Source organism: Kitasatospora sp. P5_F3 (assembly GCF_054049135.1).
Genome location: NZ_JBFUMY010000127.1, coordinates 1 through 23,652 on the forward strand (window position 1 = coordinate 1; position 23,652 = coordinate 23,652).

At 70.2% G+C, this 23,652-nt stretch carries 24 protein-coding genes and 4 pseudogenes; 11 read left to right on the plus strand and 17 right to left on the minus strand.

The annotated features are described in order from the left end of the window. Positions 1-262 precede the first annotated feature (262 nt). The gene (locus tag ACXJMZ_RS35420; protein WP_457034124.1) at positions 263-697 is read right to left on the minus strand and encodes a hypothetical protein; all 435 of its coding nucleotides are present in this window, start codon (positions 695-697) and stop codon (positions 263-265) included. A gap of 810 nt (positions 698-1,507) precedes the next feature. Here ACXJMZ_RS35420 and ACXJMZ_RS35425 point away from each other — a divergent pair. Continuing rightward, positions 1,508-1,750 (plus strand): annotated as a pseudogene (locus ACXJMZ_RS35425) (DUF6009 family protein); the annotation flags it as partial. Positions 1,751-1,766: 16 nt separating this feature from the next. On the opposite strand, the gene ACXJMZ_RS35430 reads toward ACXJMZ_RS35425, so the two are convergent. Then, entirely contained in the window at positions 1,767-2,495 is a 729-nt protein-coding gene (locus ACXJMZ_RS35430; protein WP_457034125.1) for a class I SAM-dependent methyltransferase, read from the minus strand. 166 nt (positions 2,496-2,661) lie between these two features. Here ACXJMZ_RS35430 and ACXJMZ_RS35435 point away from each other — a divergent pair. Next, a pseudogene (locus ACXJMZ_RS35435) lies at positions 2,662-3,221 on the plus strand (transposase); the annotation flags it as partial. 35 nt (positions 3,222-3,256) lie between these two features. On the opposite strand, the gene ACXJMZ_RS35440 reads toward ACXJMZ_RS35435, so the two are convergent. Next, positions 3,257-3,898: a hypothetical protein gene (locus tag ACXJMZ_RS35440; RefSeq protein WP_457034126.1), complete on the minus strand. Its 642-nt coding sequence runs from the start codon at positions 3,896-3,898 to the stop codon at positions 3,257-3,259. Positions 3,899-5,467: 1,569 nt separating this feature from the next. Between ACXJMZ_RS35440 and ACXJMZ_RS35445 the strand changes: the two genes are divergently transcribed. The 3 genes from ACXJMZ_RS35445 to ACXJMZ_RS35455 all read left to right on the plus strand — a co-directional run bounded on the left by ACXJMZ_RS35445 (position 5,468) and on the right by ACXJMZ_RS35455 (position 6,734). Further along, entirely contained in the window at positions 5,468-5,716 is a 249-nt protein-coding gene (locus ACXJMZ_RS35445) for a hypothetical protein (protein WP_457034127.1), read from the plus strand. Positions 5,717-5,888: 172 nt separating this feature from the next. Then, the gene (locus tag ACXJMZ_RS35450) at positions 5,889-6,176 is read left to right on the plus strand and encodes a hypothetical protein (protein ID WP_457034128.1); all 288 of its coding nucleotides are present in this window, start codon (positions 5,889-5,891) and stop codon (positions 6,174-6,176) included. Positions 6,177-6,317: 141 nt separating this feature from the next. Next, on the plus strand, positions 6,318-6,734 hold the full coding sequence (locus ACXJMZ_RS35455; RefSeq protein ID WP_457034129.1) for a hypothetical protein: 417 nt from the start codon (positions 6,318-6,320) through the stop codon (positions 6,732-6,734). Positions 6,735-6,911: 177 nt separating this feature from the next. On the opposite strand, the gene ACXJMZ_RS35460 is transcribed toward ACXJMZ_RS35455, so the two are convergent. The 4 genes from ACXJMZ_RS35460 to ACXJMZ_RS35475 all read right to left on the minus strand — a co-directional run bounded on the left by ACXJMZ_RS35460 (position 6,912) and on the right by ACXJMZ_RS35475 (position 10,466). Next, positions 6,912-7,940, minus strand: a complete 1,029-nt coding sequence (locus ACXJMZ_RS35460) for a YncE family protein (protein ID WP_457034130.1) — start codon at positions 7,938-7,940, stop codon at positions 6,912-6,914. Between the two features lie 677 nt (positions 7,941-8,617). After that, on the minus strand, positions 8,618-9,178 hold the full coding sequence (locus ACXJMZ_RS35465; protein WP_457034131.1) for a hypothetical protein: 561 nt from the start codon (positions 9,176-9,178) through the stop codon (positions 8,618-8,620). Positions 9,179-9,401: 223 nt separating this feature from the next. After that, entirely contained in the window at positions 9,402-10,022 is a 621-nt protein-coding gene (locus ACXJMZ_RS35470; RefSeq protein WP_457034132.1) for an SMI1/KNR4 family protein, read from the minus strand. 33 nt (positions 10,023-10,055) lie between these two features. Continuing rightward, on the minus strand, positions 10,056-10,466 hold the full coding sequence (locus ACXJMZ_RS35475; RefSeq protein ID WP_457034133.1) for a transposase family protein: 411 nt from the start codon (positions 10,464-10,466) through the stop codon (positions 10,056-10,058). Positions 10,467-10,575: 109 nt separating this feature from the next. On the opposite strand from ACXJMZ_RS35475, the gene ACXJMZ_RS35480 reads away from it, so the two are divergent. Continuing rightward, entirely contained in the window at positions 10,576-10,962 is a 387-nt protein-coding gene (locus tag ACXJMZ_RS35480) for a VOC family protein (RefSeq protein ID WP_457034134.1), read from the plus strand. 317 nt (positions 10,963-11,279) lie between these two features. Beyond that, positions 11,280-12,108, plus strand: a pseudogene (locus ACXJMZ_RS35485) (transposase). A 71-nt stretch (positions 12,109-12,179) separates the two neighbouring features. On the opposite strand, the gene ACXJMZ_RS35490 reads toward ACXJMZ_RS35485, so the two are convergent. The 3 genes from ACXJMZ_RS35490 to ACXJMZ_RS35500 all read right to left on the minus strand — a co-directional run bounded on the left by ACXJMZ_RS35490 (position 12,180) and on the right by ACXJMZ_RS35500 (position 14,692). Beyond that, a complete protein-coding gene (locus ACXJMZ_RS35490; RefSeq protein WP_457034135.1) occupies positions 12,180-12,968 on the minus strand; it encodes a hypothetical protein in 789 nt (262 codons plus the stop codon). Between the two features lie 322 nt (positions 12,969-13,290). Beyond that, positions 13,291-14,223, minus strand: coding sequence for a transposase (locus ACXJMZ_RS35495; RefSeq protein WP_457034147.1), 933 nt, complete (start codon positions 14,221-14,223; stop codon positions 13,291-13,293). A gap of 121 nt (positions 14,224-14,344) precedes the next feature. Next, entirely contained in the window at positions 14,345-14,692 is a 348-nt protein-coding gene (locus tag ACXJMZ_RS35500; RefSeq protein WP_457034136.1) for an antibiotic biosynthesis monooxygenase family protein, read from the minus strand. 446 nt (positions 14,693-15,138) lie between these two features. On the opposite strand from ACXJMZ_RS35500, the gene ACXJMZ_RS35505 reads away from it, so the two are divergent. Beyond that, positions 15,139-15,375 (plus strand): hypothetical protein, encoded by a 237-nt coding sequence (locus tag ACXJMZ_RS35505; protein ID WP_457034137.1) that lies wholly within the window; start codon positions 15,139-15,141, stop codon positions 15,373-15,375. 12 nt (positions 15,376-15,387) lie between these two features. On the opposite strand, the pseudogene ACXJMZ_RS35510 reads toward ACXJMZ_RS35505, so the two are convergent. The 5 genes and pseudogenes from ACXJMZ_RS35510 to ACXJMZ_RS35530 all read right to left on the minus strand — a co-directional run. Then, positions 15,388-15,504, minus strand: a pseudogene (locus ACXJMZ_RS35510) (ATP-binding protein); the annotation flags it as partial. A gap of 378 nt (positions 15,505-15,882) precedes the next feature. Then, a complete protein-coding gene (locus ACXJMZ_RS35515) occupies positions 15,883-16,689 on the minus strand; it encodes an aldo/keto reductase (protein WP_457034138.1) in 807 nt (268 codons plus the stop codon). Between the two features lie 15 nt (positions 16,690-16,704). Continuing rightward, positions 16,705-17,079, minus strand: coding sequence for a nuclear transport factor 2 family protein (locus ACXJMZ_RS35520; protein WP_457034139.1), 375 nt, complete (start codon positions 17,077-17,079; stop codon positions 16,705-16,707). Further along, on the minus strand, positions 17,076-17,318 hold the full coding sequence (locus ACXJMZ_RS35525) for a hypothetical protein (protein ID WP_457034140.1): 243 nt from the start codon (positions 17,316-17,318) through the stop codon (positions 17,076-17,078). The genes ACXJMZ_RS35520 and ACXJMZ_RS35525 overlap by 4 nt, the downstream gene beginning before the upstream one ends. A 72-nt stretch (positions 17,319-17,390) precedes the next feature. Then, complete coding sequence (locus ACXJMZ_RS35530; RefSeq protein WP_457034141.1) at positions 17,391-18,599, minus strand: MFS transporter; 1,209 nt, start codon at positions 18,597-18,599, stop codon at positions 17,391-17,393. A 144-nt stretch (positions 18,600-18,743) separates the two neighbouring features. Between ACXJMZ_RS35530 and ACXJMZ_RS35535 the strand changes: the two genes are divergently transcribed. From ACXJMZ_RS35535 to ACXJMZ_RS35545, 3 genes are all read left to right on the plus strand, one after another. Further along, on the plus strand, positions 18,744-19,217 hold the full coding sequence (locus ACXJMZ_RS35535; protein WP_457034142.1) for a MarR family winged helix-turn-helix transcriptional regulator: 474 nt from the start codon (positions 18,744-18,746) through the stop codon (positions 19,215-19,217). 846 nt (positions 19,218-20,063) lie between these two features. After that, positions 20,064-20,570, plus strand: a complete 507-nt coding sequence (locus ACXJMZ_RS35540) for a hypothetical protein (RefSeq protein ID WP_457034143.1) — start codon at positions 20,064-20,066, stop codon at positions 20,568-20,570. Positions 20,571-20,772: 202 nt separating this feature from the next. Then, positions 20,773-21,501 carry a hypothetical protein gene (locus ACXJMZ_RS35545; RefSeq protein ID WP_457034144.1) on the plus strand — a complete coding sequence of 243 codons (729 nt, stop codon included), beginning with the start codon at positions 20,773-20,775 and terminating at the stop codon, positions 21,499-21,501. 363 nt (positions 21,502-21,864) lie between these two features. Here the strand turns inward: ACXJMZ_RS35545 and ACXJMZ_RS35550 are convergent, their stop codons facing one another. After that, on the minus strand, positions 21,865-22,584 hold the full coding sequence (locus ACXJMZ_RS35550) for a hypothetical protein (RefSeq protein WP_457034145.1): 720 nt from the start codon (positions 22,582-22,584) through the stop codon (positions 21,865-21,867). Continuing rightward, the coding region (locus ACXJMZ_RS35555) for an NAD(P)/FAD-dependent oxidoreductase (RefSeq protein ID WP_457034146.1) at positions 22,581-23,652 on the minus strand (1,072 nt) is incomplete at its 5' end. The genes ACXJMZ_RS35550 and ACXJMZ_RS35555, both read right to left, overlap by 4 nt.

A 23,652-nucleotide genomic window follows, 5' to 3' on the forward strand; every position in this document is an offset into this window, starting at 1 on the left:
CCCCCCCCCCCCCCCCCCCCCCCCCCCCCGCTCGTAGCTACCGGTACACCGCCGGGGACAGGACCAGGCACCTCACCTGGCGTGCCCGCCGCGTCCTCGCGCCTGCGGCCACACCCCTTCGGCCGTGTCGCTGGTGCGTGCCGCCCCGTCCCCACCGGGCGAGGTATGAGTGGTGGCGGGTAGGTGGTGGCGGGCGGGCGGAGCGTCGGGGCAGGCGGAGTGGTGGTGAAGAGCCCGCCGATGCCGACTCGTTGAGCGTGGGTCAGCAGTCGTCGGGCTCCAGGGCGCCGAGGGCGCCGGGGAGGATCGGGGCGACGGTGTGGGGCACGTCGGTGTTCACCGCGTAGCCCTGACCCCCGAGCGTGTTGGAGAAGTGGTACTGCAGGTGTGGGTCGGCGACCAGCGGCTTCACCAGCGAGACGAACTGGTAGGCGTCCGTGTGCCCGGCCGCCTGCAGAATGCTGTATGCCTCGGTCGGCTCCATGGTGACCGGCGGGGTGATCGGCAGGACTCCGCCCCACCGCTGCGCGTGCGTCGTCATGCCGGAGATCGTGCCGTCGAGATCAGCCAGCACATCCACGCTGCCGACTGCGCCCTGGGTGGAGTTGTTGATCACGAACTCCCACTGGGTCACATCCGTCATCACGGTGGTGGGGCCGGTCGGCGACTCACCGCTGGCCAGCATGAGCGTGGTCACCGAGGGATACCGTGCCTGCACCTCTGCCATGACCTTGCTCGTGAGCTGCGCAAGCGTCAGCTGGGCAGCCGCAACAGCCGCCCCGCCGGACGAGGGCGCCGTCCCGGATGGCCCGGCGGCGTGGGCAACGGTCACCCCTCCCGTACCCAGCACCGCGAGGCTGACGGCGGCGACGACGCTGACGAGACCGTTTCGAACTCTCACTGCAGATCCTCCATGACGATGTCGGTGTCCCCCAGACGCAGTGTCGATCACGCAGATCGTCCCGGCTCGCTCACGAGGCATCCGGTGGAACAAGGAGGTCGAACGTGCATGGACAGGACGAGTGTGGCGCTGCTCGCCACGTCGTCGCACACCTGGCGGGCGTCCTGCTGCTCCGGCCTTCGGACGCCGCCCGCCCGGAGGGGAAGGACTATCGGGCTGCCCTCGAGGCGTTGGACGGGCTTCTGGAAGCCATCAGGGGCAGACCGTGGCTCTCGGGACATTGAGATGACGTGGGAGATAACCGGTCGGTCCGGCCCGGGACGCGACGGAGAAGCTCTGCCCGGCGCCCGCAGCGTGTGATGCCTGGCTGGTCGCCGACTCTGGTGCAAGCAGCTCGGTGGCCGGCCAGGCGGTGCTCGGAGCAAGCTCACTGCTCACCGGGGTGCCGTCGGACAGACGCTGGTCGACAGACGGGAAGCGCAGGGCTACCTGCGCCTTCGAATGGCTGCATCAGCCCTGACCGTCCGGTCGGCCTGCTGCGCCGGGTGCGGTCGGCGGTCGGTTCCGCTCCGGCCTGATCGCCGACGACACCGAGGAGCCGGCTCCGTGAGCGCGCTGATCGACCCGGCCGAGCTCGCCCACGAGACCGACCCGATCTGGCTCGAAGACACCACCACCCTCGACTTCGTCCGCCAAGCGCTGGACTGCTTCACCACCCGCCGCGGCCGCCCCGCCTACCACCGCGACGGCCGCATGGTCGGCTACGCCATCCTGGGTCCCGACGCCAAGGCCTCCCGTGCCTCCGGCACCTTCCGGCGCCGCGTCTTTCGGCTCCTGCCCCCCGCCCGGTCCGGGCTCGTACCGGCTACGGGCGGCGGGTGATCGTGACGATCTCCCGGCTGTCGGCGGTCAGCGGCCCCCGGCGCCAGTCGCCGTAGCGGTCCTCGACGACGAGACCTGCGGCGTCGAGGAAGATGTCCAGGGTCGCGGCGGCGAGGAAGCGCAGACTGCTCCGGTCCGTCCGCAGGACCGTGCCCGCCTCCGCGGTGGTCTCGGTGAAGGTGACCACGTCGCCGGTGACGGACTCGATTCGGTGCTCCACCCAGAGGGTGCGGCCGGTGGGGTCGGTGACCTCGGAGCCGTTCGCCGGGTTCCAGCTCTCCCAGGCGCGGGCCTGGGGGTGGCGGGTCTCGAAGACGAAGCGGCCGCCCGGACGCAGCGCGGTTCGGACGGCGGCCAGCGAGGCAGTCAACTCCTCGTCGGTGACCAGGCATTGGAAGGCATGGCCGGTCATGGTGGCGAGTTCGAACTCGCCGTGCCAGGCCGCTTTCGCCGCCGTCCCCTCGACCCATTCGACGTCCGCGCGGCGCCGGGCCCGGTCCAGCGAGGCGCGGTCCGGGTCGATCCCGGCAAGCCGTCCGGTGTGGCCGTGCTCGCGGGCCCGGTGGAGCATCTGGCCGGTCCCGCAGCCGACGTCCAGCACCGAACCGGCGGCCGCCACCAGGCCGTCGTAGAAGGCGTCTCCCGGCCAGAGGTCCGGGTCCCAGGGGTTCAGCCGGTCGTAGAGCGCGGCCGCGTCGGCATCGGAGAACATCGCGCCAGTATCACTACAGCAGCGTCGCCGTCCAAGCGAATTACCCTATGCCACAAGGCCATTGACACCCGCTCAAGCGGAAGGCCCCCCCCGCGCCCGCTCCAGCGGGAAGGTGGTGGCCACATCCACGGTGAGCAGGCCCTTGTCGGCCAGGTCGGCGAGCGGCAACTACGCCCACCAGCCCCTGCTCGTCGAGGACGCCCTCGGCAAGCAGATGCTCGCCCTCCTGCACCAGCTCGACGCCACCTGCCAGGCCTCAGACGAACTCGCCCAGGCCGTCGAGGAGCTCTTCCCCCAGCACCCGGACGCCGAGATCCTGCTGTCCTTCCCCGGCCTCGGCGTCCAGCTCGCCGCGCGCGTCCTGGCGGAAGTCGGCGACGACCACACCCGCTTCGCCGACGCCCGCGGCCTCAAGGCCTACGCTGGAGCGGCACCCGTCACCCGCGCCTCCGGGAAGAAGAGCCACATGGGCCGGCGCATGGTCAAGAACGACCGCCTCAACCATGTTGGGTACCTGTGGGCGTTCTCCGCCCTCACCGCCTCACCCGGAGCCGGCGCCCATTACCCGCCCGCCGCGAGCACGGAGACTGGCACGCCGCCGCCCAACGCCATCTGTTCAACCGACTGCTTGGGCAGCTCCACCACTGCCTCCAGCACCACGAGCGATTCGACGAAGGCACTGCCTTCCCCGCAGTCGCCTCCCTGGCAGAGGCCGTTGCCGCATGACCTGGCGGCGTCCTGGCGGACCTTGGCCCGGCCGTTCAGTCCCGGACGGAGAGCGGACCTCGCAGCTCGACGCGAAGGCGGATCGAAAGGTCGATCGGAAGCCCCAGCAGGGAGTATCGAATGTCCTCGGCCCGGGCCGCGATCAGGTCGAGGTCGCGAAGCTGGCGACGGAGTTCCGCGAGCAGGTCCGGGACCAGCGCCTCCTCCAGGTCCGGAAGGTCCACACCGTCGTAGATGTGCGCCCCGACCTGCTCAGGGGTGGGGGACTGCTCACGACGGTGAATGACCTCCACCGCCCGGGTACTGGCCCAGACGGCGAACTCCGCGATCCCGTGCAGGTAAGTGTCCGCCGCGAACAGCACAGTCGCGGCAGCGTCCTCGTCGGCGTCGTCCGGGCCGTCCTGGCCGTCGTTGTGGCAGTACTCACTGAGCATGTACTCGGCCATCGCCCGGTTGACGGCCTTGAAGGCCGCCGTGTCGCCCAACGCGCCCTCCCAGACGGAGTTCAGCAGCGGACGCAGTCTCAGCGCGAAGGGCGCCTGCTCGCTCTCGGGCAGCGCCTCGTGCGCACCCAGCAGCCGCTCCGCGACGCCGGCCGCGAACACCTTGCGCTCGCTGGACGACGCGCCCGCCAGACGCTGGGCCACCAACTCCGAGAGGTCCTGCCACGTTTCCATCCGAACCACCCGAGTCGAGGTACAGCGCGCTCCTGCCCGCCGGGGTGATCATCACATCCGCCACCGTCAAAGCGTCGTCCGCACCCTCGGGCATCCCCCCGAAAACTTTGCAGGTCGAACCGGGTGAATGTGCCAAGATCCTCTGCCGTGAAGACTTGGGACGAACTGACTCTCATCGAGCAGGTGTTGGTCCGCCGCGCCGTCGGCGGCACCAACCCGCGAGGTGCTGCACGTCGCGGAGCCCGACGCCGAGGCGACCGTCGTCCCGCTGGAGGACCTGCTGGACGCCTTCGGTGACCGGTCGACCTGGACGTTGACGGCGCCCGGCGCTCCACCGTGCAGGTTCGCCAGAGGCGGGGGCACGATCGCAACCCCGGCCGTGGGCGGCCCCACCGGACGTGGCGGATCCGCTGGGCGCGGCGGATGGGGCCAGGGCTGACTCGACGGTCCGTTAGCCGACACGATTCCCCCGCGCCGCCACCGTTCGGTAACTGACACAACGTCAAAAAGGTATCAGGGGAACTAAATTGACGGGCCTACACGACAGGAATCGACTGTGCTGATGCCCGCTGCGGATCCGCGCCTTGCCTCCGGCCCGCGGCGCAATCCGGCGCTGTAGTCAGCCGAGCTGAAGCTGATGAGTCTGCGCGGCCAGGCGAAGCTTCGGGGCACGGAGATGCCGACCTGCTGCGCCGTCGCCACCCCGAGGTGGCTGCGCCGTGGTTTACCGCGCTGGTCCACCTCAACCCGAACGACAACGTCGGCGTCCGCATCATCGCCCCCGATGGTCCCCGGGGCTTCCGCTTCTGAGCAGCCCCGGGGAGGGCGCCGCTGCCTTCCCCCGTCCCAGGCGCTGCCTGCGACTCCTGGGGTGAGAGGGCGTCGCGGTGGGGCGCGACGGGTGGCGTGTTGGTGGCGGAGCCGTAGGACCACCGCTCGCTGGTACCTGTCATGGTATGGCGAGCCGTCCGGGCGGCCGGTCTAGGCGCTGTGTGATGTTGGGATCATTCATTCGCGCCCGGCCCATCGTCGCGGCTCGTAGTACGGCTCGGTCGGCAGGGTTCGGCGCGGTAGCTGGGGTGGCACCCGCTCCTCCTGTGGCTTGCCCTCCTGTCGCTGAAGCTCACGAGCGAAGCCACCGCCGTAGTCCAAATGCTGGGCATCAGCGACAAGGGCTGCCAGTGCTTCAGCTTCTCGGTCCTTATGGTTCTTCCGCCAAAGCATGTAGCTCCTCGCCAGTGGCCGGTGTGCCCCTCCTGCGGGGGCCGCCCAGTGTTCTCCGGAGCGCAGCCCGAGTCCACCCACACGCACATATGCCGCTGTCACGAGTCGGTAACGAACGAGGTGAGGCGCGGGCGACCAAGCCGACACGGCCCGAGGCGTCGGCGACGGCACCAGGGTGTTGTCCGATCCCCTGGCCGGGGAGTTCGCGAAGTCCCCGGCAGAGACTTCTCGCGGCGTCCCCGGGGACCGGGGCCCCGCGGGCGCTCGGCGCGGTGACCATCCGTGACCACCCGTTCAGCGGGCGTGACTGCGCAGAGTGGCAGGATGGGTGTCTAGCGTGACGTCATGAACAAGAACAAGAACAAGCCCGCCCAGAAGATCGTCGTGACCGAGGACCACTCCGACCCGGCCCGCTTGGTGGTGGAGCTCAAGCCGTCCGACGGTTCTCCCAAGTCCCGCCGGCCGGTCCACGGCCAGGACGAGGTGCTCCGGTTCGCCCGCGAGCACGGAGCCGACGAGAAGACGATCGACTGGAACGGCCTCCAGGACCGCCTGCCCGCCCGCAAGGCCAACGCGGCGGCCACCCAGCAGTAGCACCGCCACGTGCCGCGGCTCCCGGGTCTGACCACCGGGGGCAGCACGCGGCGCACCGGTCGTACACCCCCCGACCGGTGCCCGGATCCTTCGAACGCGCCCCGTCGCCGACTGCCACTGCCTAGGCTTGGGCGCACTCGAATGTGGCAGGGCAAACGGGAGATAAGCGCTGATGGGCATGAGTGAGGACCTGGACATCCGCCGGGCCGGCCTGACGATCGCCGAAGCGGTGGAGACGCTGGACCGGGCGCGTCTCAGGCTCCTCGACCGGGCCGCGTACGACGCCCAGTTCCAGGCCCGGGAAGACCTGCTGGAACACGTCCGGGACATCTGGGACACCCTCAAGTCCCAGGGCGTCTCCCCAGCGGTACGCCCGGAGTACCAGCCCCTCGCCGCCCTCCTGGACATCCTCACCTCCCTCGGCGAGCACGTCGGGGCCACCGCCCGCCCGCAGAGCTGAGCAACCCGGCTCCTCACCGGACAACCACGCAGCTTGAGCAAGCGGCCTGATCATGACCATCCGGAGTGCCGGCCTCGGAACGGCCCTTGTGTGCTTACCCGCCGCGCCCGCCCGAGGGCAAGGCGATCGACCGGCTCCGGAGTGACGCCTCGGGATGCCGCTCGATCACCCGGCCTCGAGGCTTCGCGCATCGCCACCGCCACGGTCCTCGGCCTGCGCCGACTGCGCCGCGCCCGGGCCGAGCTCACCGCAGCCGCCGCCCCGCAGCTCTCCTACGCTGACCGGATGAGCAGCGACAGCACCGGCGCGGCCGCCGACCTCGCGGACGCCCTGGACGACTTCACCAAACGGACCGCCGCCCCCGGCGCCGCCCGCGACGTCTGGCCGGCCGTCGGCGGCCCACACGACCTCCAGCAGCGCACCGTGCAGGCCCCGGCCGACGCCGCCGACCGGATCACCGAAGTGCTGCGCGCCGAGTTGGGGAAGTTCGACCAAGCCCCGCGACCCGACGGCGACCAGGGCGACGACATCGGTGACACCAGCGAGTGGTGGGGCTGACCCAACCGCTCAGCGCCCCGACCAGACCGGGCGCCCAAGGGCGTGCCGGGTCCTACGCGACGGCCGCCTGATCGTCGTCTTGGCGGTGGTCGCCGTTGGAGGCGGAGGCGTTCATGCTCGGACTTTGTCGGCAGGATTCACGTGCCGCCTGGATCTGCCGGGGCGCTCGTGTCGCGGTCACAGCCGGCCAACGGCTACCCCCATGGTGTCTCCGGCACCGACGGTGATGGGGGTCACCGCGTCGGTCGCGGTGTTGATCGCGAACACCGTCCCCTGGGGTGTCCCGTGGCCGTAGGAGCCGACCACGTAGGCGTTCTTTCCGTCGGGGGTGAGGGCCACCTCCGAGGGAAGGAAGTACCTGCCCGGCCCGTTGGTCGGCAGGGCGTCGCCGATGGGGATGGTCTTGGTGACCGTGTCGGTGGTGGTGTTGATCACCGACACCTTGCCCTGCTTGGCCTTGTTGTCGACGCCGACCACGTAGGCCCGGTTGCCGTTGGGGCTGATCGTCACGCCGCCGGTGCCGACGTCGGGGATGGTGTGGACGATCTTCCGCTTCGCGAGGTTGATCACGGAGACGGTCCCGTTGTTCCCGGTGACGTAGAGGCGCTTGCCGTCGGGGGTGACCGCCATGCCGTTGGCCGGCTCGTCGAGGCGGATGGTGGTGATGATCTGATCGTTGGTGGTGTTGATCACGGACAGGCCGCCCTTGTCGCCGGTCACGTAGAGGCGCTTGCCGTTGGGACTGATCACCACCTGGTGGGGCCTGCTGACCTGGATGGTGGCGGAGACCTGCTTGGTGGCGGTGTCGATCACCGACACCTTGTCCCCGTGGAAAGGGTTCTGGACGGCCACGTAGGCGTGCTTGCCGTCGGGGGCGATCGCTTCCCCGTAGAGGATGTCGGGAGACAGTTCGCTCTTGTCGAAGGGGATGTCCGTGACGGTCGTCTTCGCGATGTTGACCACCGACACGTACTTGAAGGCGTTCGTCACGTAGAGACTGGCACCGTCGGGGGTGACCGCCACCTGGTCCGGGCCACCGCCGACAGTGGTGGTCCCGAGCCCCTGGACCCTGTTGGTCCTCGTGTCGATCACGTACACGTGGCCGTCGAGGCTGGTGACGTAGGCGTAGACCTGCCGTTGCGGCTTCGGCGGGGCGGCCGTGGCAGGCGCGGGCGCCAGGAGCGCCAGCCCTGACGCGATGGCCACCGCGGTGATGGTTCGCCGTACAACGGATCGCTGAAAGTGCACGTGGACCTCCGGATCGACGTGATGGTCTCTCGTGCCACCCGGTGTACCGCCGCGACTGACCAGCCGTCAGCGGATCAGCACGTCAACCACCCGGAAGAGTGCCAGCCCGAGCAGCACGCGACGAGGGACGGCACCGCCCTCGGCCACGCGCGGCGCTCTGTGCCAACGGCCGAGCTGGGTCCAGGTGTGGCGGCGCCGCGCAGCAGAGAGAGGTGGATCATGAACGAAGAGACCGCGATCAAGAGCGCTCGGTAAGTCTGGCCGGAGGCGGAGGGCTTCGAGCTCGCTCCCGGCGGCTGGACCTTCCGTGTAGGGGCGGCTACGCGTGGATCACGGACTCCGGCCGGGTGGCAGCCGACCCCGAAGGACTCCGGAGCCACGCTCGTCTGCGCATCGCCGGGTGACCATCGGGGCGGACGCCTTGAGGTGGTCGCGGGCAGACGAGCTCGGCGGCGGGCCGGTACGCCTGCCCGGCCAGCCGCTACGGCTTCCCCAAGCCCTGACCCGCCGTCACACCTTCGAGCGGACTTCCCGGCCCCGCGGCCGGGAAGGCTGCTGTCGTGACCCGCGGAGCCGTACGGCAAGACCGTCCACACCGAACTGCGCACCCGCTCCGCCGCGGCTGGCTGACCGCGTCACGCCGTCGTGCGGGGTTGCCCGGAGATCGCGAGCGCCTCCGCGTGCAGAGGGTGGCGCTGGAGCTCGTCCAGGACGACGCGGGCGACCTCGGACGGAACTCTGCTGCGGAACTCCTTCTTGTCACGCTCGAAGGGGCCGCTGCTTCGGCCGAGCCGGTGGCCGCCCTTGACGGCCCTGCGGAGCGCCACGCCGACGCGGTGGCTCGGCTTCGCCTCGTCCGGGAAGAGCGAGGCGCCGAGAGGGGCCGAAGCTGTCCACGCATCCGGCGTGCTGCAGAGCCGGCTCACGACGGCCACGACGTCCAGGACCTCCGGCAGCTCGCGGACCCAGTGGCGGATATCGCCCTCGGTCCACGGCCCGCTGTAGCGGTCGTCCGGATCGCGCCAGACCTCCCCCTCAGCCAGGGGCGCGGATTTGACCGGGAACGGGTCGGGGTCCAGCCCGTACGCCACATGGAGCCTGTCCTGCTCGGTCTCTTCGACCTTGATCGTGCCAAGCAAGCCGCCGAGGACCGTTTCGATGTTGGTGCGCAGCGTCGACTCAAAGACCGGGGCCACGACATCGGCGAGACTGGGGATTCCGAGGAGGAACCGGCGGTGTAGGTCACTGGGGTTTTCTCAACGGCGTGGAGGGTCCATGAATGCTTGAGCAATGTCTGCGGGTAGAAGCATTCGATGAGCAGAGTCGAGACTCGGCGAGCAGCGACCCGGTCCGCCGGGTAGCCGCACCGTACCCGGCGCGGACCGGGGCCCCGGCATGTCGAGTGAGAAGCCAACGGGGTTATTGGCGCAGGTAGTTCAGGAATGCTGTGGCATCGACTCCAGGTGCGTGGTCGGACAGGAGTGCGGCGAGCCGGTCGTGATGGGTGGGCGGCCAGCCTTCGTCGTCGTCCTCATCCTCACCGGGCCGGTTGAGGTGCTCCACGACGTAGGCCTGGGTGAGGCAAGCCAGCAGCATGAGGAAGTCAGCCGGCGTAGGGGCAATCCAGAACGGCTTCCATGAGCCCGCGCCGTGGATTGCAATGCCGACTCGGGTGCCCGGCACCGCGGTGTCGGCGATGAACGGATCACCTGAGTGGTTGGCGATGACCACCCACTCGTCCGGCCACTCGTTCAGACGGTGCCCGTCGTTGCCGTGCCAGCGGTAGCAGGACTGGTAGGACACCAGGTCCCGAGCAGGGGCGAGTGTGATCCCCCCGAGCGGGGCGGGGATATGGATCGTGTCGAGTGGCCCGGAAGTCCCGTAGAGGTTCCGCAGTTCCGCCGACAACGGCAGGTCCCGAGCCACCGTCTGAAGATCGGCAGCCGGGCAAGGCCCGAACCCTGCCCTGACGCCGGCACGATGCAGCATTTCGATCAGCATCGCATTCGCTGACCCGATCACCTCTTCAGAGTTCGGCATGCTGCGGAGCATACGACTGATTCTCAGTGGTGATCACTTCCAGATGCCGTTGAGCACGAGGGCGGCGCGGGCGATGTCGCCAGTCCGGCTGGGGCTGAGCGTGACGTGCTGCAGAGTGCGCCATCGTTGCTTGAGCTCGGCGGCGGTGCGCTCGCCGAGGGCGCGGACGTGCCGCAGCAGGGTGTTGGACATGCGGGTGTCGACGTGAAGTGCCCGTTCGGACTTGCCCTTTGGGCGTCCCACGGGGATGCGAATGCCGATGCCCGCGCCGATGTAGCCCTTGTCCGCCAGCGTCGGCAGGCCGTCGGCCGTCGCCTTGTACAACGCGGGCAGGGCGTGGATACGGGCAGCGGGGGTGGAGCCCGGCTCGACCTCGGAGACCCACTGGTGCTGCTGTCCGGGAGTCGTTTCTGGGGAGGTGTCCGCGTACTCATCAAAGTTCACCTGTACGCCGGCACCAGTCGCGGCAGGCGGGCGGATTTGCTGATCGCATCGTGAAGTTCCCGCATGACTAGGACCGAATCTGTCCTAGTCCCGTCATAGCGTCTGACCCATGAGCACTGGAAACACATCCGCGCCCGCGATCCGCTATGCGGCCGTCACGTTCGACTGCCCGGACCCCGCCGAGCTGGCCCGTTTCTATGGCGACGCCCTCGGCCTGCCCGTCGTCTACTCCACCGACGACTTCGTCCTGCTCGGCCAGGAGGGCTCGGCCGGACTGGGGTTCAACCGGCTGGCCGACTACCGGCGTCCCACCTGGCCGGACCCTTCCCAGGAGAAGCAGGCCCACATCGATCTGGGCGTCGACGACCTGGACTCCGCGCAGGCCCACCTGCTGGCCCTGGGCGCTGTCGAGCCCCCGGCCCAGCTCCAGCCCGATCGGTGGAGGGTCCTGCTGGACCCCGCCGGCCACCCATTCTGCATCTCCACCCTGGTCTGAACATGATCGGCCGATTGATGACCATGACAGCGCACCCGGGCAGGGGCGGCGAACTCGCCGCCTGTCCGCGTACTCATCAAAGTGCTCCTTACCTTGTTGGCGGGTTGATTCCGGTCCTTCGTACGATCGGGAGACCCGGGGGCCTGGGTGTGGCTACGAGTGCTCATGCCGTAGGTGTGGCTTTGGCTGATTGGCCGCCCAGTGCCCCGCGACGACACGGCCACTCATTGGGATGAGCGAACAGGGATCGCTTCGTAAGGACACGTCGGCGTGGTCGTCTGCAGGGACCAGTCAACCGATCGGCAAGGGAGGCTCGGGTGCCCGAGCTCTGGGCGGGCACGGATGCCGGCAAGGCCGCGCATCACTGCACGGTGATCGACACGGACGGGACGAAGGTGCTCTCGCGCGGGGTGCCCAACAATGAACCCGACCTCTTGGAGCTGATAGGCGACGTCCTCGCACTGGCCGAGGACAGCCCGGTGACCTGGGCCATCGACCTGAACGCCGGCGGGGGTGCACTTCTGATCGCTCTGCTCACTGGTCATGGTCAGCGGTAAAGTCCGTGGCGCCCAGGCCATGGCTGAGGCGGCAGTAGCCGCGGCGCAGGCCCAGCACACCGCCGTGGCCGGGGAGACCACGGCCGCGGCCGTGGTTAACACGCTGGCCAGGGCGGTGTTGGCTCTGGACGATGAGATCGCTGACATCGACGCGCAGATCGCGGTCCGTTTCCGAGAGCACCGTCACGCGGAAGTGGTCCTCAGCATGCCCGGCATGGGCCCGCTACTGGGGGCGGAGTTCATTGCCTGCACCGGCGGAGACATGGACGCCTTCGGCAGTGCGGGCCGACTCGCCGGCGTCGCCGGACTCGCACCAGTCCCACGGGACTTCGGTCGCATCAGCGGCAACATGCGCCGGCCACACCGCTACCACCGCCGACTCCTGCGCGTCTTCTACCTCTCCGCCCAGATCGCCGCCCGCTTCTGCCCCACCTCGAAGACCTTCTACGACCGCAAGAGAAACGAAGGCAAGAGCCACAAGCAGGCGATCCTCGCTCTGGCCCGCCGCCGTCTCGACGTCCTATGGGCTCTCATCCGAGACCAACGCACCTTCACCACCGAGCCGCCCCCCGATCTCACCTCGGCATAGCGCCCTTGTGACCGTGCGCTTCATTTGGCGTCTTGGCCACACCTGGTCGTTCCCAGGCCGGGCGGTCGGGATCAGAGGGCCCAGGGCAGTCGTACGGCCTCGACCTCCGTGTCGTTCAGGAGGGTCTCGACGAGCGCGGCGGGGCCCGCCACCTTGGTGGCCCAGAGGTCATAGTCCGTGCAGAGGACCCAGGACCGGTCCTGGGCCCAGAGATTGGATGGCGTCCAACCGTCCTCCTCGGGGTGGTCGTACAACGCCTTGGCATCCGCGAGCGTGCCGGCCCGGACGTGCAGGTTGTCGAAGTCCTCAGCCCTCTGCAACAGCGGGTTGTAGTAGGCCAGGCAGCGGGTCTCCGCTCCCTGCGGGCTGTGCTCGGTGAGGATGTCGACCAGGCGGTTCCAGTCGGTCCGGTCCAGGCTGCCCTCGGAGGGCCCGTCGATGCCGACCGGCCAGCCGCTCGGCTCCCGGAGCGAGGGGAATGAGCGGTAGCAGGGCAGCCGACCCTCGGGTGCCACTGGATCACCGGTCCGCCGCGAGAGCTCCGCCCACCGCAGCCGGCGCCAACGGGGGCCGCGGGGCTCGCCCGGCGCCCCCTCCAACACGTCCGCGGGGTCGAGGCCCGGGATGATCTCGGGCCCGCCGCCATTCAGCACGGCTCGTTGATACGCGACATAGGACATTCCGGTGGGACCGAGCTCGTGTTCGTACATGGAGTGGAGCACCCATGCGGCGTCGGGCAGTGCCGGCGGCATGAAGCCGGTGAGCCCGTCATCGTCGGCCAGGTCCCGCAGCCAATCAGTCTCCCCAGCCGCGGTCAGCGGCCACCGAGCCGTCGCCAGAGCAGCGGATGTCTCGTTCATCCGTTCATGATCTCATCCGCCGCAGCGACGAGCGCCGGGATCACTTCCCGGCCTCCACCACGTTCACCGGCACCCTTGACAAACATGATTGGGAATCAGCCAAGTACAGATGAACGTGCTCAGCTTGGCGTCCTAGCCTTCGCTCCGTTTGTCGGAGGGATCACCTAGGAGCGTGGGTCGGTAACGGGCAAGCAGCCAGCTGACGGGGAGCGTTGGGATCGGTCGCGGTTGCCCGCTGGCACGTGCGAGGGTGTGGTCGGGTGCTGCCTGTCAGGTATCCGGCCCAGTGGGGCCCGTGACGGGGCCGGGAAGGCCCGGCTGGTCAGCCGGCCAGGGCGGCGAGTCCGGTGGTTCCGGTGTGTCGGAAGATCTTGCGGAGGTTGTGGCAGGCGGCCAGCAGTCGCCATTCGCCGCGGGCGCCGTCCTCGCCGCGCAGGAGGAGTTGGCGGTTGGTCTGGCAGGTCATGATCTGTCCGAAGACGGGTTCGACGATGGCTTTTCGGCGGCTGTAGGCGGCCTTGCCGGGTTTCGTTCGCAGTTTGCGGGCCATGCGTTCCTTGAGGGTGGCGTTCGCGGGGATGCGTCCGCGTGGTGCTGGTGGGGCCTGTTCGTCGTGGGCGAGTCGGCCAGTGGCCATGAACGTGTCGGTGCTGCAGGACAGTTGGCGTTCCTTCGCGGCTTCGAGGTTGGTCTCGGAACAGTATCCGGCGTCGACCAGTGCCTGCTTGGGGTGGACGCCGGTGTTCGCCGCGGACTGGTCGAGCATGGTGGTGTAGTTCAGCGCGTCGGAGGCGTTGGTCGTCACGTCGGCGGCGGTGATGACCTGGTGTTCGGCGTCGACGACGGCTTGGGCGTTGTAGGCCTGGATGTAGGCGCCGTCGCTGTTCTTCAAGATCCGTGAGTCGGGGTCGGTGAAGTTGGCCTGGGCCTTGGGCTTGGGGCGGGCCCTGGCGGCGGCCTTGTCGCCGGCGTCGGTGACGGCCTGCTCGTCGTCGGCGCACCTGCGCTCGATCGCCCGCGAGGAGCGCACCCCGGTGGTGTAGCCGTAGATCAGCAGACGCAGCATCAGCCGGGGGTCGTAGGGCGGGTAGCCGCGCTTCTCGGTGTAGTCGGCCAGGATCGGCCGTAGGTCCAGCACCTCGTCTACCAGGTCGGCGACAAACCGGGCCAGGTGGTCCTGGGGCAGCCAGCCGTCCAGCGACGGGGGCAGCAGCAGGACCTGGTGCGGATCGAACACCCGGAACCGCTTGTCCACCCCCGCCCCACGGCCCTGCGGCTGCCTCTTCTCGACCGGCTCGACCTCGAACAGCCCATCCCCACCACGCATACCGACATCATCCCGCACGAATGATCACGAGGATGGGCAGCGGTGGCACCTACAGATCTGCCGGGCGAGTGAACCCGTAGGCGCGCTCGACCTTGGCCACGTGGACCGCGAACGAGGCATACCAATGCTCGCGTCCATGCGCACGGGTCAGCGCGTGCTCCGCGTGACCCCGCCAAGCCGCGATCGACTCCTCGTCCCTCCAGTACGACACCGTGATCCCCAGACCGTCCGCGCCGCGAGCCGAATCGACGCCGAGGAATCCCGGCTGGTCGGCAGCCAGTTTCAGCATCTGCTCGGCCCTATCCCCATAGCCGTTCTCACCAGGGGTCCGCACGGAGGTGAACACCACCGCGTAGTACGGCGGAGCGGGCAGCGATGCGGGCAAAAGGTCGGCCACGGAGGTCCTCCAACAGGCAACGGCGGGGGTATCGCCTCAAACGATCTCGCGCACCCAACTGAACCCACAACCCCGTTGCCGACTACTGACCCAGGCTCCTAGCCTGTCGCGCGAGCGGCACCGAGGATGCCGGGCAGCAGCATTGGAGTAGGTGCCGATATGAGCGTGGACTTCTTCTGGCGGCGTGTGGCCGGCAAGTCGCTGGATGAGCTCTCCCCGAAGGAACTGGGCGTGCTGGTGCCGCACTGGTTCGATGCAGAGTTCAAGCCGCTCCGCGAGGCCGGCATGGTGATGTCCGTGGAACGCAACGGCTACTTGATGCACTTCGCGCTGACAGCAGTCGGCGGGACCTCGGATGGCGTCGCTCAGCTGCCGGTTTCGGGGGTGAGCAACGGGCCGAGGGCGAGGAAGACCCTGAGTATGGGTTCGTCGGGACGGAGCTGTGGGTGCTTCGCCCCAACGAGGTGCAGGACGCCTCGGCCTTTCTGAACCGAGTCGCGGTCGACGACCTGGTGAGGGACCTGGACGTCGTACTGGCACGAGAGGTCGGGGCTCTGGGTGTCGCCACGCCTTGGAGCCAGGCATGGGCAGAGGATCTGACTACCGACCTGAGCGAGCTGAGGAACTTTTTCGCTGCGGCCGCAGTTGCGGGCGACGCGATGGTCGAGTTCGAATCGGCTTGACCCGCTCTCTGGTCAGGCCGCGTCGGTGTCACGTTCGATGGCTGCGAGGCGGTTCTTCAGCCGGTAGCTGGGGCCGTTGATGGAGATCACGTCGCAGTGGTGGAGGAGCCGGTCGAGGATGGCGGTGGCGAAGGTCCAGAAGTAGGTCATCCGGACGGCGCGCCAGGGGTGTTGGCGCAGGACGAGGCGGATGGTGAGCTGGACGGCCATCAGGGCGGTGTGGAACCCGGCAATACAGACCGCGACGGAGAGGAAGCCCTGGGTCCAGGTGAGAGTGGTGGCTGCGGCGACTATGGCGAGCCCGACGTGTGCGAGCAGCATCGGCCCGTCCTCATCGGCCGTTGCCGGGGAGAGCCCGGTGTCTTCCCGTGGTGGAGCCGGCTCGTCATGGTTGTGCACGGTGCCCCCGGCTCCCGGATCGGATCCGACCCGCAGCCTGCCCCGGTCCGTCGAGGCTCACACGCCCGCAGCACGCCCGCCTGTCCAGCCGCTGCCGCTCCGGCCCGGTCACCACCGCTCCGTCATCGCCCTGCCCCGCGCCCGCGCCAGCGCCCGCTGACACCCCGCCAGGGGCCCCGCCCCCCCCGGGGCGATGCGCTGGGGTGTTACCGACTTGGGGATGACGATGTTGCCGAGCTGCAGGTGCCAGCGCAGGACGACCTGGGCCGGGGACTTGCCGTGCCGGTCGGCGATGGCCGTGACGGCCTTGTCCTTGAGGGCGGCGCCTTGGGCGAGCGGGCTCCACGCCTCGGTGGCGATGTCCAACTCGGCGTGCACTGCGCGCAGTCCGCTCTGCTGCAGACCCGGGTGCAGTTCGACCTGGTTGACGGCCGGGATGAGCTCGGCGCCGTCGATCAGCCGCTTCAGGTGGTCGGGCTGGAAGTTGGAGACGCCCGCGGTGCGGACCCGGCCGTCGGCGACCAGCTTCTCGATGGCCTTCCAGGTCTCCTTGTACAGGTCACGGGCCGGGGTGGGCCAGTGGATCAGGTACATGTCGACGTAGTCGAGGTCCAGCTTGGCCAGGCTGTCGTCGAAGGCGCGGAGCGCGGCGTCGTAGCCCTGGTCGGCGTTCCACAGCTTGGTGGTGACGAACAGGTCCTCACGGGCGATGCCGGAGGCCGCGAGGGCCTTGCCGACGCCAGCCTCGTTGCCGTAGATCGCGGCGGTGTCGATGGAGCGGTAGCCGGCCTCCAGGGCGCAGGAGACGGCGGCGGTGGTCTCCTCGTCCGGGACCTGGAAGACGCCGAAGCCGAGCTGCGGGATCTCCACGCCGTTGTTGAGCGTGACGGTGGGGATGGTGCTGTTCGATGCCATGGTGCGGGTGGCCTTTCAGGCGGTGCGGGTGGTACGGGTCGTACGGGCCGTACGGGTGGTGAGCGTGTAGCGGACGGTCTGGGCGCTGATGAGTCCGTCGCGGAAGACGAACGTGTCGACGCCGTCGGTGACCTCGTGGGTGCCGGTGGTGGCGCTCCACTGCAGGAACAGCACGTCACCGGCGAACTGCGGGGTCAACTGCCAGTCGGCGTCCGGCAGATCGGCGAGCAGGGCGCCGATGCCCCGCTGTACTCCCTCGCGTCCCGTGAGGGTGCCCTCGGGGGTGAGGAAGACGGCGTCCTCGGTGTAGTTCCGGCTGATCAGGTCGAGGTCGCCGGTGCCGAACCGGTTGCCGTGGTCGGCGAAGACTTCCTGCGGCGTACGGCTCATCGGGCGAGCTCGGCGAGCGTGGTGGTGGCGAAGCCGTGGTCCTGTTCGGGGCCGCCGCCGCCAATCGCGCCGATCAGCCGGTCGTCGCGGTGGACAGCGAGCAGGTGGCCGCCCGCGTCGAGAACGGTGACGCCGGCTGTGACTCCGGCAGCCACCGCTGCGCGACCGGCGGCAGTGATCGGTATCTCGGCCTCCTGCATGGTCAGCGGGGCGACGGGGGCCGGTGCGGTGGTGCTCATGAGGGGTTCTCTCTCGGGGGACTGTCCGGGAGGGCCGGAACGGAGGGGCCGGGCCTTGGAGGGAGGGGTGGGTCAGACCGTGGCCGGGGCGGGCTCGGCTGCCGCGGACCCGGCGACGACGCGGCTGGCGGTACGGGTGCGCCGGTCCAGGTGGGCCGCGAGGAAGGCGAGCAGCAGCGCCGTACCGGCGAGGATCGCGCCGACCCAGTTCGGGGCGGTGAAGCCGAGGCCCGCGGTGATGACGACACCGCCGAGCCAGGCGGCGAGGGCGTTGCCGAGGTTGAAGGCGCCGATGTTGGCGGCGGAGGCGAGGGTCGGGGCGGCCGAGGCCTGGTCGAGCACCCACTTCTGCAGCGGCGGCACGGTCGCGAAGCCGAAGGCGCCGATCAGGGAGAGGGTGATCGCGGCGAGGACCTTGTCGTGCGCGGTCGCCGTGAACAGGAGCAGGGCTGCGGTGAGGGCGGCCAGGGCGGTGAAGAGCATCGGCATCAGGGCGCGGTCGGCGAACTTTCCGCCGAGCAGGTTGCCGAGGAACATGCCGACGCCGAACAGGACGAGCAGCCAGGTCACGGCGCCTTCGGTGTAGCCGGCGACCTCGGTCATCATCGGGGTGATGTAGGTGATCGCGGCGAACACACCGCCGTACCCGAGGACCGTCATCGCCATGGCGAGCCAGACCTGGGCGTTGCGGAAGGCGGCGAACTCGACACGGACGCTCACCGAATCCGGCCGGCGGCCGGTCTCGGGGACGAGCTTCGCCACACCCAGGAGGCCGACGACGCCGAGCGCGGCGACCAGCGCGAATGTGACGCGCCAGCCTGCGGCTTGGCCGACGTACGTACCGCCGGGGACGCCGATGATGTTGGCCACGGTCAGGCCCATGAACATCAGGGAGATCGCGGAGGCCTTCTTCTGCGGGGCGACCAGGTCGGCGGCGACGACGGAGCCGATGCCGAAGAACGCGCCGTGCGCGAGGGAGGCGACGATCCGGCCGGTCAGCATGAGGCCGAAGCTGGGGGCGACGGCCGAGAGGGCGTTCCCGGCGATGAACAGGCCCATGAGGAACATGAGCATCTTCTTGCGGGGAACCCGGGTGCCGAGCACGGTCAGAAGCGGGGCGCCGATGACGACGCCGAGCGCGTAGCCGGACACCAGCCAGCCGGCCGTCGGGATGCTGACGCCGAAGTCTCCTGCGACCTGGGGCAGCACACCCATGATCACGAATTCGGTAGTGCCGATCCCGAAGGCCCCGATGGCGAGGGCCAGGAGCGCGAGTGGCATGGAGGTGCCTTCCAGGTGATTGCATGCGACGGTTATGTTTGATGACAATAATTGCATACGCGGGATAAGTGCAAGCGGGGTCAACCTCCGCGTGCATTAGTTGTCGTGCAACCATTGAGGGGATGATCCGACCAAGGAGCCCCGATGACCGCCACCGCCCCCGCTCTCACCGCCTTGGCCCACGGCTGGTGCGCGCTCTCCCTGTTGCACGGCCGGATCGAGTCCCGCCTGGAGCACGCCCTCCAGGCCGGACACGGCCTGAGCGTGCGTGAGTACTCCCTGCTCGACGTGCTCAGCCGCCAGCACGACGGAGAGGGTGGCCACCTGCAGATGAAGCAGGTCGCCGACGCCGTCGTCCTCAGCCAGAGCGCCACCACCCGCCTGGTCACCCGCCTCGAGGACCGCGGCCTGCTCTCCCGCTACCTGTGCCCCACCGACCGGCGCGGTATCTACACCAACGTCTCCGGCGAGGGCCTGCGGCTCCTGGAGGAGGCCCGCCCCACCAACGAGGCCGCCCTCCGCGAGGCCCTCACCGAGGCCGCCGAGGACCCGCAGCTCGCGCCCCTCGTCCGGACGATCGAGGAGACGGGCGCGCCGACGGCGGCCCCCGCAGCCTGAAGACAGCCCGGCCGCACCACCCCAGCGCCGGCCCCGGCAGGGCTGGTTGGCGAACCCGCCCTCGGGTTCGGTGATCTCCGGATTGGTGCCGTCGGGATCGTTGAAGTCCGCGACCTTCGTGCCGCGAGCGGCTGCCGGGGTGACCTCGCCCGCGATGAGCGCGGAGTCGTCGCCCAGGAAGGTGGCTCGTCGGCCGGTAACCGGAGGGCCGGCCCAAGCCGCCCGCAGACCGGTGGGCGTAGTCAGATCAGGTCGGCGGCCGGTGCGGGGAAGAGCAGGCCGGTGGTGTCGAAGGCGGCCTTCACCATCGCGACGGCCATCTGCGGGGTGAGGGCAGTGGTGGTCAGTTCGCCGTGCGCGAGCTTGTCGCGCAGCTGGCGGCCCGGGTCGAGCCGGCCGGCGAGCTCGGCGGTGATGACTCCTGCCGCGGCGGCCTGCTCGATGAGCTTCCGGAACGTCTTGCCGGAGCCCAGGCGTTCGGCGAAGGCGCGCTGCAGCGCGAACAGCGAGTGGGAGCGCAGTCTTGCGCGGCCCGTCCCTCCAGCGCCAGCAGATTCACCGCCATCGACCGGGCTGGACGGCTGTTCCCGGGGTTGAGCGGCTACTGCGGGTCGGTGTCGGCGGCTCCGAGCCCGGAGATGGTGGCCGCGTTCATCGTGGCGGCGAGGGCGGGCAGCTCGTGGTCCGGCTGTTTCAGCACAGAGACGGGCTCGAGGCGGTCACCGCGCAGGCCGCGATCAGCACGATCCGCTCACCCGTCGCCAACGTCGCCAACGTCCGCAGCTCGGTGGCGTACGGGTTGCGGAGGTCGTCGCAGCTGCCACCGCTTCCGCAGCATTCGCCCCAGTGCCCGCAACGTCCTTCTCCTCGCCCGCCGGTTCGGGCGAGCACACGCTTGTCGAGGCCGAGACCGCCGGCGGGCTCACCAGGGACACCGGTGCCGACGCGGTGTCCGACGTCCCGGTCGACCCGGGCGAGATGCGTGACGGCATGCACCTGGTGGTCGCCGACTACAACCGCGCCGGGCAGACCTCCGCCCGCCGCATCCTCTTCGTCGGCGTCGACAGCGTTCCCGAGGACCCGAACAAGCGCCGAGAGCACCTCTGGCGCGGCCTGATCGACTACGCCCTGCAGAACGGCTCCACCGGCACCCCCGCAACCGCCAAGCCGTACCAGCCCGGCCCGCTCGGCGGATCCCTCGAGTGCCTCAGCCTTCCCGAGTCCGCCACCGCCACCGACGTCATCTGCGGCTGGGCCGACACCACCACCGCCGCCGTCGCACTCTTCCCCCGCACCACACCGGCCGACGCCGCCCGCCTCTTCATCGCCATGCGCGCCGACCTCGAACACTGACCGCCCCGACCACTGCACACCCATGGCCGGGGCCACGCGGTAGGACCCTCCGGTCCGCGAACAGGTCGCAGCCGGGTCGTGAGCCGGTCTACTCCGGCCGGGACTCCACGTCGCTCGACCGCTTCGAGAACCTGGTCGGACACCACGATGCCCGGCCGGCCTCGCCCCATCCCGTGCTGCCCGGCGAGGTGCGGTGCCGGCAGTGGCTGATCGTGGCCCTGCCGGGGGCCGTTCGGTTGCCCGGGAAGGCAGAACAGCGACGGACAGAGCGGGCCTTGCGGCCCGCCCGACAACCCCGTCCAGCCGCACGGCGCCGGCCGGTCGTCGCCCAGCGAGTGCCAGACGGGGCGGCGGGGCCGCGCTGGACCAGGTCCTCGATCCGGGTCGCCCCGGCCGGGACGGCGGCGAGCAGCTCGGCGTCGGCCGGTACGGTGACGCCAGCGACGAGAGCGCCCTCGTCTACGCGGCGCCCGTCTACCAGGAGTGGCAGCGCATCCGGGGCGAAGCCGCCACCACCTTTGGCAAGACGTACGACCAGGACCACGACCTCGACCTCGGCCTGCGCCGCGCCCAGTGCACCGCCCGTGACCGCCAGGACGTCGCCCGCGCCGCCGAGGCTGCCCACCAGGCCCAGCAGAGCGCCGACGCGGCTCACCGCCAGCTCGCCGGAGCGGCCGCCGACCCCCTGTACACCGCCCTCGCCCGCGCCGGACTCCACACCATGACCGACGAGGACCACAGGGCCGTCCGCAAGCTCACCCGCCACCTCGACGCCGCCACGATGAACCAGGTCACGAGCTGGCTGGAGCGCACTCGCGCCGCGGCCTCGCCCTGCGCGGCGGTCGGGTGCCGCCCGCCCGGCCCGTGGTACGCCGCAGCCGCCTCTGACCCTTCACCGAATCCGGCGCGGCGGGCGGGATCGGCGCGGTGATGTCCTGGGCGACGGAGGTGGAGTTCGCGTTGGGCGGCCGCCGGAAGGTGCGCCCGGACGCGGTGTGGCAGGCTCCGGAGATCGGCGTGCCGGTGCTGATGGTGGAGGTGGACCGCTCCACGATGGCCCCGGCCAAGGGGGCCGCGAGGTGTTCCGCACCAAGTCGCGGGACAAGGACCCGGCGCTGGCGGAGTGCAGCCCGCCCAGCTGATCCCGGGTCAGTTCGTCGAGCAGCCGACAGTACCCGACGGTGACTCCCAGCTCATCCCGCCGATCATCCTATGGTTCGCACGGCGCCACTCTCGCACGGCGGAGCCCCCACCACTCAAGTGGTGGGGGCCGTGGCCAGGTTGACCGGGGTGGTCAGAGGTTCAGGGTGGTGATGTTCCACCAGCGTTCTTCGGCCAGGTCGAGGGTGATCGGGAGGGGCGGGGCGCCCGGGGTGCGGTGGAGGAGGGCGGGGTAGCTGGGGTCGGGGAGGGGGCGGGTGGTCCAGGGTCGGTCGTTGTGGCCGGCGTCGGGGACGGTGGGGATGGTCAGTTCGACGGCCTTCGCCAGGTCCTGCTGGGTGACGCCGTCGGGGAGGTGGCGCAGCGTCAGGATCTGCTCGTAGTGCGGCCGGTCGACCAGGCGGTGGGCGATGTGGGCCTCCTCGCCCTGACCGTAGAGCAGGTAGGTGACGTGGGCGGGGAAGTCCTCCGCGCTGAAGCGGCGGAAGGTGAGAACCCGTGAGATCCGCGCGGTGAAGCCGCCGGAGATCGGCTCCCAGATCCGGTCCTCGCCGTTGCCGGTCTGGGTGACCCGGTCCAGCCGGGCCGGGTACTCGGTGACCGTGCCGTCCCCGATCGGTGGCAGCACCATGTCCTGGGTGTTGCGGACCGCGTGCCAGCTCTCCGGGTGGTCGGCCTGGTCCTTGAGGTAGGTGTCGACGATGTCGGCGGGCAGGCCGTACTCGAGCACCACCTGGTAGCGGTGCTCGGCCATGCCGAACATCGCCAGGTGGTAGCCGAAGACGGCCTCCCGGCCGGACAGGATGAAGGAGTGGACCGAAGGGTCCTCGTGCTCTTCGTGACGGGTGGTCATCCGGGGTTCCTTTCGGTGGATGGGATGTGCCGGCGTTGCCAGAAGGGTCGGTCGGCCCAGCGGCGTTCCAGCGCGTACACCGCGTGGTGGTTGCGCCGGTACGCCGCGAGCAGCGCGCGGACGTTGGTGCGGTAGGAGTCGAGGGCGGCGGGGTCGCCGTCCAGGTGGGCGTGGAGGGCGAGGCCGCCGGTCATGCCGGTGTGCAGGGCGGTGAGGATGCCCTGGGAGGAGACAGGGTCGAAGGCGGTGGCGGCGTCGCCGACCGCGAGCCAGCCCGCGCCGACCGGGGTGTCCAGGTGGGCGGAGTGGGCGGGTGCCCGCCGGGGTGCCGCACCCTCGGGCAGCGGGTGGGCCGCGGCCCGAGGTGCCACGTGCCGGGTGCGGCCGAGCAGGCAGTGGAACTCGGCAGGGCCGAGCGGACCGGTGAGGTCGGCGTCGGTGAAGTAGGCCAGCAGGCGCCGGCCGCCGGGGAGCGGGGCGGTGTACCACCAGCCGTCCGCGACGGCCTCCACCAGAGAGCTGCCCGAGGCGGCGCGGCCCGCTGGGTCGGGGGCCAACTCCAGGCAGCTGGCGAACAGTTGGTCGGTCCGCCGGTGCGCGGCCGGGAGGCGGGCGGTGACCGCCCGGCGGCGGCCGGTGGCGTCGACCAGCCACCGGCACCGCACCTGCCGGGCCGCCGCGCCCCGCTCCCGCATGGTGACGGTCCAGCCGCCGGCCTGCCGAGCGGCGCCCCGGACGGTGGTGTGCGCGGCGGGTTCGGCCCCGGCCCGGTGGGCGGCCTCCCGCAGGCCCTGGTCGAACCGGGCCCGGTCCAGGTGCCAGCCGGGCCCGTTCGGGTCGCGGATGAAGTCGGTGGAGCCGAGTGCAGCCGACCCCCAGCCGGACTGGTTCGCGTAGCAGGTCAAGTGCCCCTCCGACAGCGGCTGTTCACCTGCCCCGAGATCACGCAGCAGCACCTTGGCCACTGCGGGCAGCGCCTCGCCGAGCTTGGCCGGGCCCGCCCCGGCGTCCGCAAGCAGCACGGACCGGCCGGCCCGCGCCAGGGCCAGCGCGGCGGCGGCCCCGGCC